The following is an 11,473-nucleotide window of genomic DNA, read 5'->3' as shown; positions in this document are numbered from 1 at the left end:
GCCCGGGGCCGTTCGCTGTATCCGGGCGGGACAGACCCCGGCCAAAAGCATGCCGGGGATGCGGTGGGCATGCCAGAGATCCGGTGCCATGCCGGGGATGCGGTGGGCACGCCAGAGATCCGGTGCCATGCCGGGGATGCGGTGGGCACGCCAGAGATCCGGTGCCATGCCGGGGATGCGGTGGGCACGCCAGAGATGCCGTGCCATGCCAGAGATGCCGTGCCATGCAGGAGACGCGGTGCCATGCAGGAGATGCGGTGGCACACCACAGATGCGGTGGCATGCCCTGGGCTAGGGCGGCGCGCTGGTGGCCTATTTCCTCGGGGGCGAGGGCACTTCATTTTCCGGCGTGCTTTTGGCCGGAATCTATCGGCGGTTGGTCAGGATGCCGATGGTGGTGGGGATGCACAGGGCCAGGCCCCAGGGGACCTCGACCCAGAACGGCCAGAAGTAGCCCATGCCCGTGGCGACCCAGATCAGCAGGCACAGCAGGTTGACGAACACCCAGGGTATCCACATGATCACCACCCAGGGTGGGATCCGGCTCCGGGACTTCGCCTCGGGGCGCATCGAAACCCGTTGGGCCGGAAGGTCCGACAGCAGCGGGGCCAGTTCGCCGTAGGTTCGGGCGGCGTAGACCTGCTGCACCCGCTCGTCGAACTCGTGCAGGCTGAGGCGGCCCTCGTCCATCGCCAGGCGCAACCGGCCGACGTACTTCTCGCGGTCGGCGTCCGACGCCCGCAGGTTCTCGTTCCCCACCCCGTCAGAGTAAGTGGATCGCGCCCCTTCCGCTGCCCGATCGGCAACGGGCGAGGGCGGGAATTGGTTTGCGGTTCACGGCCCGGGCCACAAGGCTGGGCGAATGTCGATCACGCTGCCACCGGAGGTGGAGGAGACCATTCGCACCGTCTTCGAGGAACGGGGCGAGGACTGGCTCGCCGCGCTGCCCACCCTGGTGGAGAAGCTCTGCGGCGCCTGGGAACTGGAGCTGATCGGGAACTCCTTCACCGGGGGCACACACTCGTTCGTGGCCCCGGTGCGGCGCGCCGACGGATCGGTCGCGGTCCTGAAGGCACCGGTGGTCGACGAGGAGAACGTCGGCGAGCCCTCCGGGCTGTTCTGCTACGACGGCGACGGCGCGGTGCGGCTGTTGCGATTCGACCCGGCCAGCGGGGCCATGCTGCTGGAGTGGGCGCGGCCGGGCACCCCGCTGCTGCGCCAGCCGGGCTTCCCGAGCCTGGAGGGCCACCCGGAGCACGCGGACAAGATCGAGTCGGCCTGCCGCCTGTACCGGCGCCTGCGCCGCGAGCCGGTCGACGTGCCGCCCGGATTCCCGGCGCTGCCCACGGCCGCCGCGCTGGTGGCCGACTGGACGGCGATGTTCACCGATCCGGAACCCGAACTCGCCCAGGAGATCCCGGACGAGCTGCTGCGGCAGGCCGTCACCTGGTGCCGCAGGCTCGCCACGCCGGACGGGCCGCTGCTGATCGTCAATCGCGACACCCACCTGGGCAACATCATTGCCGCGGAACGGGAACCGTGGCTGCTCATCGATCCCAAGCCCTATCTGGGTGAGGCGGCGTTCGACGCCGGCTTCCTGATCATGATCCAGACCCAGTGCGACCCCGCGGCCCCGCACGCCCGCCGAGTCGTCGACCGGACGGCACGCGCCCTCGGGGTGGACGCGGATCGCGCCCGCGGCTGGGCACTGCTGCGCGCGCTCGAGGAGATCTCCTGGACCGTGGCGGACGACGAGCCCGAACTGCGACGGCTGCACCTGTCGGTCGCCCGGGCCCTCAGCGAGTAGGCGGCTAACCCCCAGCGCGGGCCGGGCTACAGAGGGACCGGTCGGTCTGCCACGCGATTCGGCGTGTCCGGACGGCGTGGCGGCCGCCATTCGCCTCCCGATGTGCGAACCAGCGAATCTCCAGTTGCCCATCGATTCGGCCCCTCTGCAGGGCCGGTGCTGCGACAATGGCGTGATCGGCTATCGGGCAAGGGATTTGCAACCTTCGCATCACCACCCGCGGATCGCAATGTTGATAACGATTCGGTCGCTGCCACCCAGAATTGCTGATAATGTTTGCCGTCGTCGGGTGCTGGGGCCGAAAGGCCCCCCGCCGGACAGGCAGAGTTCATCCGAAATCGCCTGTCCGGTAAGCAACTTCGAGGTCCGCCGGGTGGTCTGACAGCCCGGCGCTGCTCCGGCGCCGACAGCAAGCGTCATCCGACCCTGGTGTCTGGTGGTCGGCGAGTTGAGGAAGGACAAGGCGGCCGGGCAGCCGGCGACGAGGGAACCTGATGAATCAATCTACCGCCGTGACGATTTCGTGGATCCTCGCCGCAGTTCTCATATTGGCCGTCGCGGCGGCCGTGTATGCGGCGTACTACGCGATCCACCAGCGGTCCCGTGCCGAGGCAGCCGAGCAGGCGCTACGCGGCAACGAGGACGAGCTCGAGCACTTCACTGCCAGCACAATGCCTTTCGTGGCCGACTCGGTGCGCAGATCCGACGTCACGGTGGACATCCCGGTGGGTGGTGGGCACTCGCGCTTCGCGCAGGCCCTGCGCGCCATCGCCGAGCGCTACGCCGGCGATCTGCGCCTGGTGCAGGCCGAGACCCGCGAGCGCATCCGCCGGGAGGCCGACTACGAGGCGCAGCAGGCGATCTCGCGGGCCGAGGCGGCCGTGCGCACCGAATCCGAGAACGCCTCGCGGGAGGCGACCAGCGCCGCGGTGCGCGCCTTCGGCACCTCCGTGGTCAGCCTGGGCACCGACGTCAGCCAGGTGGTGAGCACCGCGCTGCGCGAGCACCGGGGCGACGAGGTCTACGAGACCCTCACCCGCATCGACCACAGCGTGCAGCAGATGATCCGCCAGGCGCAGTCCTATGTGATCGTCTGTGGTGGTCTGCCCGGGCGCCGCTGGCCGCAGCAGTCGCTCACCGATGTTGTCGGCGGTTCCATCGGCCGCGTGCGCGACTTCACCCGGGTGCGGCCGCACCAGCTCGACCGCACCGTCATCAGCCGCGCCGTGGAGCCGCTGGTCCACACGCTGGCCACACTGCTCGACAACGCGCTGCGGTACTCGCCGCCCACCTCGTTCGTCGACGTCTCGTTCCAGGAGGGCCACCACGGCGTCACGGTGATCGTCGACGACGCCGGCGTGCGGATGAACTCCGAGCAGATGGAGGAGGCCCGCCAGGTGCTCGCCGGCGAGCGGGTCGTCGACATCCACCAGCTCGGACCGGCGCCGCGCGTGGGCTTCCCCGGCATCGCCTCGCTGGCCCGCCGCTACGGATTCACCGTCTACATCGACGGCCCCAACGCCTACGGCGGCATGCGCGCGATGGTCTACGTCCCCGAGCAGCTGCTGTCGCCGCGCGAGCCCTCGCCGGCGCTGGCCCCGCCCACGGTGATCTCCGCGGTGGCCGAATCGGAGGCCACCACCACCTCGTCGCCCCGGCGTGCCTTCGGTGGGGACCCGGTCGATTCCGGCCTGCAGCACGCCGGAACGACGGGTACCACGCAGGCCGGAACGACCGGGCCCAGCCAGGCCGGAACGACGGGGGCAGCACACGCCGCAATGACGGGCACGACACAGGGCGGCGCGACGGGATCCGCGGCCGCCGAGACGACGGAATCCGCATTCGCCGCACCGACGGGCCCCGCACCGGCCGACGCCGCCCCATCCGCTTCCGCGGAGGGCGCCCACGCCGCGTGGGCGGAGAACGCCCGCGGCACCGCCGGGGCGCATGCCGCACCGGCGGAGAGCACCCGGCCACTGACCTCCGGGGGTGCGCACGCCGCACCGGCCGCGGAACCGGCCGAGCCCGCCGAGGACGCGGACGAGTCCGAGTCCATGTCGACCGTCCACGAACTCACCCCGGGCGGATTACCGCGACGCCGCCGACGCACCGTGGCGGTGTCCACGGTGTCGCGCGGAGGTCCGGACACCGACACCGCACTCCCCCGACCCGACGTCGCCGCCGCGTGGCACAGCGGCACCCAGAGCGGCCGGTCCTCCGCCGCACACGAAAACACCGAAGGGATGACATCCTGATGAGCACACCCGGTATAGCTGTCTCCGACGGCAACAAGCTGGCCTGGATGCTCGAGGACCTCAATGTTCCCGGCGTCCGGTTCGCCGTCCTACTGTCCGATGACGGGCTGCGCATCGCGCAGGTCGGGGAGATCAGCGTCGACGACGCCGAGCGCTTCGCCGCGGCCTCCTCCGGACTGCGATCGCTGGGAAAGGCACTCGGCGAGTTCTGCGGAGCGGCGAATACGGTGCGGCAGAACATGACCGAGTACGACGACGGCATGATCTTCATCACCGCCGCCGGCGAGGGCGCGCTCATCGGAGTCTCCACGACCACGCAGGTCGATGTCAGCCTGATCGCGCACCGGATGAACGAGCTGGCACTGCGCGTCGGCCGCGAACTCGGCAGCCTGCCGCGCCAGCGGTAACGGCCGGCCATGAGTGAGCGCAGCGAGCGAACACATGGCACGGCTGGGCGCCTGCACGTGACGCCGCCGAGCGCTGACGAGGTGGCGCCATGAGTAGGCATCGGCGCGACCCCGATCTCGTCCGGGCATACGTGCGGACGGGTGGGCGTTCGCGCGCCACCCGCGAGGTCGATCTGGTGACCCTCGTTGTGGCAGCACAGGATCCGGCCCCGGGCGTGAGCCCGGACGGGCGCCGGGTGATGAGCGTGTGCAGCCGCCGCGGGGCCCTGTCGATCGCCGAGATCGCCGCCTACCTCGATCTGCCGCCCTCGGTGGTCAAGATCGTCGCGTCCGATCTGCTGGACAGCGGACAGTTGGTCAATCCGACTCCGGTGGACCAGGTTCCGCAACTCGCCCTGCTCGAGGAGGTACTGAATGGGCTCCGCGCTCTCGCCGTCTGAGCGCCCGTCTGCCCTCACCGAACGCACCGTCGACTATGTGCCCGAGACCGTCACCCGGTCCGTGAAGCTGTTGGTGGCGGGCAATTTCGGCGTCGGCAAGACCACGTTCGTCAGCAGCGTGTCGGAGATCCGGCCGCTGCGCACCGAGGAAACCATCACCGAGGCCAGCGTCGGCATCGACGATATGGCGGGCCTCCCGGGCAAGGTGACCACCACCGTCGCCATGGATTTCGGCCGCATCACGCTGAATCCGCAACTGGCGCTGTATCTGTTCGGCACGCCGGGACAGCGCCGGTTCCTCCCGCTGTGGGAGGAGCTGGCCCGCGGCGCCCTGGGCGCGCTGGTGCTCGTCGACACCCGCCGCATCGACAAGGCCGACGAGGTGCTGGCGATACTCGAGGAACGCGGCGTGCCGTACTCGGTGGCCGTCAACGAATTCGAAGGCTCGCAACGGTTTCCGCTGCACGAGATTCGCGAGGCACTCGACCTCGAGCCCAGCACCCCGCTCACCGCCCTGGATGCGCGCGATCGCGGGCCCTGCCTGCGCTCACTGATCACCCTCGTCGAATACCTGTTCCAGCGTCTGGAGTCCCATTCTTGACCCGGCCCCCGGTCCACACCCAGTCCTGTCCGGTCCTGCACGGATCGCCGATCGATACCGACGGGCCCCGGGTTCCGTTGCATACGCCCGAATTCGCCGCGGATCCGCACGCCGCCTATCGAGATATGCGGCGCCGCTTCGGCTCCCTGGTACCGGTCGATCTGGCGCCGGGCGTCCCGGCCACCCTGGTGATCGGATACCGCACCGCCGTGCGGATCCTCAACGATCCCGAGCACTTCCCCGCCGATCCGCGCGCCTGGCAGAAGCACGCCCCGGCCGACTCGCCCATCATGCCGATGCTGGAATGGCGGCCGAACGCGATCCGCAGCGCCGGGAACGAGCACGAGCGCTACCGGCAGGCCAACACGTTCGCGATCAACGGCATCGACCTGCACGCCCTGCACGCCACCGTGGAGCGCATCGCGATCCCGCTGATCAACACCTTCTGCACGGAGGGTGCGGCCGAGCTGATCCAGCAGTACGCGTTCCCGCTGACCTTCGAGGCGCTCAACGCGATGCTGGGCTGCCCGCCGGAGATCGGGCACCGGGTGGCGCGCGGCATGGCGATGATCTTCGAGGGCGACGATGCCGAGCGGGGCAACGAAATGCTCAGCGGGGCACTGCTCGAGCTGGTCGGCCTGAAGCGGGCCGAACCCGGGGACGACGTCACCACGCGGCTGCTGGGCCACCCGGTCCGCCTCGACGAGACGGAGATGGTCCACCAGCTGGCCACCCTCTACGGCGCCGGTATCGAGCCGATGCAGAACCTCATCGTCAACACGCTGCTGCTGATGCTCACCGACGACCGCTTCGCCGGCAGCCTGCTCGGCGGCAGCCTGTCCACCCGCGACGCGCTGGACGAGGTGCTGTTCACCGACCCGCCGATGGCCAACTACTGCGTCACCTACCCCCGTCAGCCGATCCTGATCGACGACGTCTGGCTCCCGGCGAACCATCCGGTCGTGATCAGCATGTCCGGATCCAACAACGATCCCGCCATCGGCGCGCGCGAATTCACCGACAACCGTTCGCATCTGGCGTGGAGCGTCGGCCCGCACGCCTGCCCCGCGCGGTCGGTCGCCTACATGATCGCGCAGGACGCCATCGACCAGCTGCTGGACGCGCTGCCGGACCTGACACTCGCCGTCGAGCCATCCGAATTGACCTGGCGCCCAGGGCCTTTCCATCGCGCCCTGACGGGCCTGCCGGTCACCTTCCCGAAATCTCCACCGTTGCACGTGTAGTCAGGAGACCACGATGGAGCACGAACCCTTGGTCCTGGATCCCACGGGGGCCGATATCCAGGGCGAGGCGGCGCGCATTCGCGAACGGGGGCCGGTGGTTCCGGTCGAGCTGCCCGGCGGCATTCACGCCTGGTCGGTAACCGATGCGGCACTGATGAAGTCGCTGCTGACCGATCCGCGGGTGTCCAAGGACGCGCGCCAGCACTGGCCGAAGTTCATCAACGGCGAGATCCCCGAGGATTGGCCGCTGTTTCTCTGGGTAGCGGTGAACAACATGTTCACCGCCTACGGCGGCGACCACCGGCGGCTGCGCAAGCTGGTCTCACCGGCGTTCACCCACCGTCGCACCCAGGCGCTGCGGCCACGCATCGAGGCGATCACCACCGACCTGCTGGAGGGGTTGGCGCGGTCGGCCGACGAGATCGTGGATCTGCGTGAAGGTTTCGCGTACCCGCTGCCGATCCGGGTGATCTCCGAGCTGATGGGCGTGCCGGAGGAGCTGAACGCGGGCCTGCGTACATGTGTGGACGGCATCTTCGACACCTCGCTGACGCCCGAGCAGTCGCAGGCCAATTACATGGAGATGTATCGGATCCTCGGCGAGCTCGTGGTCTTCCGCCGCGAGCAGCCCGGTGACGATATGACCAGCCTGCTGATCTCGCATCGCGACGAGGAGGACGGCTCCCAGCTGACCGAGCAGGAGCTGATCGATACCCTGCTGCTGGTCATCAGCGCCGGTCACGAGACCACGGTCAATCTGCTGGATCAGGCCGTCCATCTGCTGCTCACCCGGCCCGACCAGCGGGCGAAGGTGACCTCCGGTGAGGCCACCTGGGCGGACCTGGTGGAGGAGTCGCTGCGGTTCGAGGCCCCGGTGGCGCATCTGCCGTTGCGCTTCGCCGTCGACGATCTCGAGCTGGAGGGCGTGCGCATCGCCAAGGGCGAGCCGATCCTGGCCTGCTACGCCGCGACCAACCGCGACCCGCAGCTGTACGGGGAGACCGCCGGTGACTTCGATGTCACCCGAAAGGTCAAGGACCACTTGGCCTTCGGCTACGGCGCCCACCACTGCCTGGGCGCCCCGCTGGCGCGCCTGGAGGCCCTGGTGGCCCTCCCCGCCCTGTTCGAGCGGTTCCCGGATCTCCGTCTCGCCACCGCCCCCGACCTCGGCACCGTCCCCAGCTTCATCTCCAACGGACACAAGCGACTACCGGTACACCTGGGGAGATAAGACAAAGTCCACCTGCACGCCTACCGAATTCCCGGCACCGCCCACCACATTCCCGGCACGCGCTTTTGGCCGGGATCCTCATGCGCTGTGCAGGGCGGCCAGCAACGTGGTCAGGATCGGGGATGTGCGGGCGTCGCTGCGGAGGACGGCGGAGACCGGGATGCGCAGCGGGCCGCCCCGCACGTTCAGCGCCGCGATTCCCTCGGCGGGAGTGTCGGCGTAGAGGATCGTCCACGCGTCGGGCCGGTTGATCAGTTCCATGGTGGCGGTGTGGTCCGGCGGGATGGGCGGGCCGTAGGTCGCGCGGGTGGGCAGATCGGCGAACGCGCGCCGGACCACGGTGTGCAGCAGCACCTGTTCCTGTTCCGGCGGGAGCAGCAGCGGATAGTTTCCCAACTCCGCGAGCGTCACATCCTCCCGCCCCGCCAACGGATGGGCCGTCGAGACGGCGATGACGAGGTCCTCCACCCACAGTTTCTCGACCGTCAGGCCGGGCTGATCGATGCTGCCGCGGATGAGGGCAAGATCACAGTCGCCATCCGCCACCGCGGCGATGCGCTGCCGGAAGGGCTTGATCACGAACTCGATCTCCGCACCCGGATGTGCCTCGCGCGCACCCGCGATGGCCGACAGTGATCTTGTTGCGAAGGACATGTTCGCGGCCAGGCGAATTCGCGGCCCGGAGTCCCGCACAGCTGCGCGAATGGCGGATTCGAGGCTGAGCATCTGCTTCGCAAGGGGAAGTAGCCGAGTCGTTGCGTCCGTCGGCACGACCGATCGCGTCGAGCGCTCGAACAGCTGCACACCAAGATCATGTTCCAGCCGGGCTATCTGATGACTGATAGCAGATTGCGATATGAAGCACCGCTGAGCCGCTCTGCTGAAGCTCAGCTCCTCGCACACCGCGACGAAATAGGACAGCTGCCGCAGTTCCATCGAGATCTCCATTCATGAGCAATCAAGATAAGATTCATCAATATTATGCGCCCAGGCAGCTGGAACGTTTGCATTCCGGATCGCGTTTACTAATGACAGAAGGAGGCTGTCATGCAAGACGTGGATGCGGGGATCGAAACCGCTGAGGTAGTCATCGTCGGATCGGGCTTCGGCGGACTGGCCGCCGCGAAGCAGCTGAACAAGTCGGGGGTCAACTACGTTCTCATCTCGAGCACACCGGAGCATCTGTTCCAGCCGCTGCTGTATCAGGTAGCGACGGGTGTGCTCCCCGCCACAGATATCGCCCCGCCGATCGCGGGCATCCTGCACCGGCATCAGAATGCCGACGTGCGCCTGGGCAAGGTCACCGACATCGACGCCGACGCGGCGGTGCTGACCTACGAGACGCCGGAGGGCACGCGCCGGATCGGCTACGGCTCGCTGATCGCGGCCACCGGCGCCAACCAGTCGTACTTCGGCCGTGACGATTTCGCCCGGAAGACGTTCTCGCTCAAGACCATCGACGACGCCAAGCGGCTGCGCGAGCAGATCGAGCGGGTCTTCGCCGAGGCCGAGAACGCCGATCCGGATTCGCGCGAGCGGCTGCTGAGCTTCGTGGTCGTCGGCGCGGGCCCGACCGGTGTCGAGGTCGCGGGACAGCTCAAGGAGCTCGCGAAAAGGCATTACCACCGGGAGATTTCGGTATCGCTGGTGGAGGGCGCGGGCGCGGTGCTGCCGCCGTTCGGCGGGAGCCTGTCGGAGTATGCCCGAGAGTCGTTGCAGCGCAACGGCGTCGAGGTGCTGCTGGACACCTTCGTCACCGATATCGAGGCGGGCAAGGTGACGGTGAAGACCAAGGACGGCGTGGAACGGGGCATCGGCGCCGAGACCGTGGTGTGGTCGGCGGGCGTGCAGGCCGGCGGCTTCGCCCGGCTGCTGGCCGAGGCCACCGGCTGCGAGACCGACCGCGCCGGGCGGCTGCTCATCAACCCGGACTGCACCGTCGGCGGTCATGCCGACATCTACGCCATCGGCGATATGACCTCGCTCAACGGCTACCCGGGACAGTCGCCGACGGCGATGCAGGAGGGCCGCCACGTCGCCGACATCATCCGCCGCAAGAAGCAGCCCGGCACCCCGTTCGTCTACTGGGACAAGGGTTCGATGGCGGTGATCAGCCGGTTCAGCGCGGTCACCAGGGTCAATGACAAGATCAAGTTCACCGGGACCATCGCCTGGGCCGCCTGGCTCGCGGTGCACCTGTTCTACCTGGTCGGCTTCCGCAACCGGTTCGTGGCGGTGGTGTCGTGGCTGGTGGCATTCATCGGCACCGGTCGGCCCGGGTTCACCGAGGACGAGAAGGGCGCGGCCACACCGGCCGCCGAGGCGCCGCGCCGGGCGGCGTAGCGCGCGACCGGCAGCACGAGCTCTCCGGTGCCACACGGCATCGGAGAGTTTCGTATTCCACGGGCTCGGCCTCGCGTCGCACCTCCGGTTCGTCGCCATCGCCTCGCGCTCCTGCCGGTCCAGCACACTACCCATGCGCGCTCGACGGACGCGTCTCCCGGGCACTCGGTGGCGTCGAACAACCGCGCGTCGCAATGCCGGTCACAAATGAGTCATTGCTGTGCATGCCGCTCGTTGCGCTGCGGCGGGTACAGTCTCGGTGCACCGAGACCCGGGGGTAACTTCTCGACGCCGTGCCACGGAACGGGTTTTCGTGATAGACGTACGTGTCGGAAAGCCCGCCCTCCCGAGAGGAACAGCCTGATGATGAAACGCACCGTCGCTGCGGCAACGGCAGCAGTTGCGGCCTCACTCTTCACGTTCGGCCAGTCCTGGGCGCAGGAGTCGGAGAGTCAGTTCCAGGTCTCCGAGAACGTCACCGTGGTCGCCAATGTCGCCAATCCGGCCGACAACACCTGCTACCCGGCCGTGATCACCGCCGAAGGGCCGCGGACGGTGTACTGGAACAACGCCACCCCCTTCTACGCCACGATCTACGCGCGCGGCGGGGACGGACCGGAATGCGGCGGCCAGGTGTACGAGCGGCTGCGCCCCGGCCAGGTCTCGGGCGTCCCGAACACGCTGCACGGGGCGGTCATCGATGTGAGGTTCTCGTCGTTCCAATAGGTTTCGGCCGGTCCGCCGGCTCCGGCCCGGAGTCGGCGGATGCTTACTCCCCCTCGACGATCACATCCGCGTACTCGCGCGTGCGGTCGGCGGCGAAGTGCGCATCCTCAGCGGCCATCCATTCCTGCCACAGCGGAAGTGCCTGCGCGCCATCGCGTTCCAGTCCACGCGCCAGCCGAACCTCGCGGGATGTCTGCACCCAGATGGCCAGCGACAATCGATCGCGCACGGCCGCCCGCGCGGCGGACACCCCCTCCAGGATCAGCACACCACCCGGCTCGACGTCGTGCCATTCGGCCCGCCGCCGCAGCCCCCAGTCGTAGCGCTGGTACCGGCCCGGCCGATCCTCGGCCAGCCCGGCGGGGGGGCCAGGCGGGCGGGGGGAGGCCCCCCCCAGACGGGGGTTCAGGGCTCCGGCG

Annotated in this window: 13 protein-coding genes; 9 read left to right on the top strand and 4 right to left on the bottom strand. The window is 68.8% G+C overall.

Annotated features, from left to right (window positions below; genetic code table 11):
* Both QH290_RS04385 and QH290_RS04380 read right to left on the bottom strand, forming a co-directional pair.
* On the bottom strand, positions 1 to 207 hold a 207-nt coding region (locus QH290_RS04385), incomplete at its 3' end, for a hypothetical protein (protein WP_280382037.1).
* A gap of 159 nt (positions 208 to 366) precedes the next feature.
* Positions 367 to 759 carry a DUF1707 SHOCT-like domain-containing protein gene (locus tag QH290_RS04380; RefSeq protein WP_280382036.1) on the bottom strand — a complete coding sequence of 131 codons (393 nt, stop codon included), beginning with the start codon at positions 757 to 759 and terminating at the stop codon, positions 367 to 369.
* A gap of 103 nt (positions 760 to 862) precedes the next feature.
* Between QH290_RS04380 and QH290_RS04375 the strand changes: the two genes are divergently transcribed.
* The 7 genes from QH290_RS04375 to QH290_RS04345 all read left to right on the top strand — a co-directional run bounded on the left by QH290_RS04375 (position 863) and on the right by QH290_RS04345 (position 7,985).
* A complete protein-coding gene (locus QH290_RS04375) occupies positions 863 to 1,807 on the top strand; it encodes an aminoglycoside phosphotransferase family protein (protein WP_280265572.1) in 945 nt (314 codons plus the stop codon).
* A 512-nt stretch (positions 1,808 to 2,319) separates the two neighbouring features.
* Positions 2,320 to 4,062 carry an ATP-binding protein gene (locus tag QH290_RS04370; protein ID WP_280382035.1) on the top strand — a complete coding sequence of 581 codons (1,743 nt, stop codon included), beginning with the start codon at positions 2,320 to 2,322 and terminating at the stop codon, positions 4,060 to 4,062.
* On the top strand, positions 4,062 to 4,469 hold the full coding sequence (locus QH290_RS04365) for a roadblock/LC7 domain-containing protein (RefSeq protein ID WP_280265574.1): 408 nt from the start codon (positions 4,062 to 4,064) through the stop codon (positions 4,467 to 4,469). Before QH290_RS04370 ends, QH290_RS04365 begins: the two co-directional genes overlap by 1 nt.
* A gap of 89 nt (positions 4,470 to 4,558) precedes the next feature.
* Complete coding sequence (locus QH290_RS04360; RefSeq protein ID WP_280265575.1) at positions 4,559 to 4,909, top strand: DUF742 domain-containing protein; 351 nt, start codon at positions 4,559 to 4,561, stop codon at positions 4,907 to 4,909.
* Positions 4,884 to 5,510 carry a GTP-binding protein gene (locus QH290_RS04355; protein ID WP_280265576.1) on the top strand — a complete coding sequence of 209 codons (627 nt, stop codon included), beginning with the start codon at positions 4,884 to 4,886 and terminating at the stop codon, positions 5,508 to 5,510. Before QH290_RS04360 ends, QH290_RS04355 begins: the two co-directional genes overlap by 26 nt.
* Positions 5,507 to 6,754: a cytochrome P450 family protein gene (locus tag QH290_RS04350; protein ID WP_280265577.1), complete on the top strand. Its 1,248-nt coding sequence runs from the start codon at positions 5,507 to 5,509 to the stop codon at positions 6,752 to 6,754. The genes QH290_RS04355 and QH290_RS04350 overlap by 4 nt, the downstream gene beginning before the upstream one ends.
* A gap of 13 nt (positions 6,755 to 6,767) precedes the next feature.
* Positions 6,768 to 7,985 (top strand): cytochrome P450 family protein, encoded by a 1,218-nt coding sequence (locus QH290_RS04345; RefSeq protein ID WP_280382034.1) that lies wholly within the window; start codon positions 6,768 to 6,770, stop codon positions 7,983 to 7,985.
* 78 nt (positions 7,986 to 8,063) lie between these two features.
* Here the strand turns inward: QH290_RS04345 and QH290_RS04340 are convergent, their stop codons facing one another.
* Complete coding sequence (locus QH290_RS04340) at positions 8,064 to 8,921, bottom strand: LysR family transcriptional regulator (RefSeq protein WP_280265579.1); 858 nt, start codon at positions 8,919 to 8,921, stop codon at positions 8,064 to 8,066.
* Positions 8,922 to 9,032: 111 nt separating this feature from the next.
* Here QH290_RS04340 and QH290_RS04335 point away from each other — a divergent pair, with 111 nt between their 5' ends.
* Together QH290_RS04335 and QH290_RS04330 are read left to right on the top strand one after the other, a co-directional pair.
* Entirely contained in the window at positions 9,033 to 10,328 is a 1,296-nt protein-coding gene (locus QH290_RS04335; protein ID WP_280265580.1) for an NAD(P)/FAD-dependent oxidoreductase, read from the top strand.
* Positions 10,329 to 10,691: 363 nt separating this feature from the next.
* On the top strand, positions 10,692 to 11,054 hold the full coding sequence (locus QH290_RS04330) for a hypothetical protein (RefSeq protein WP_280265581.1): 363 nt from the start codon (positions 10,692 to 10,694) through the stop codon (positions 11,052 to 11,054).
* Between the two features lie 43 nt (positions 11,055 to 11,097).
* On the opposite strand, the gene QH290_RS04325 is transcribed toward QH290_RS04330, so the two are convergent.
* Positions 11,098 to 11,473 (bottom strand): uridine kinase family protein (locus QH290_RS04325; RefSeq protein WP_425303547.1); only part of this gene is annotated, 376 nt, incomplete at its 5' end.

It is taken from the genome of Nocardia wallacei (genome assembly GCF_029869545.1).
GTDB lineage: Bacteria > Actinomycetota > Actinomycetes > Mycobacteriales > Mycobacteriaceae > Nocardia > Nocardia wallacei_A.
Note: the sequence above shows the minus strand (reverse complement) of the source record. Positions and strands in the feature narration are given on the sequence as shown.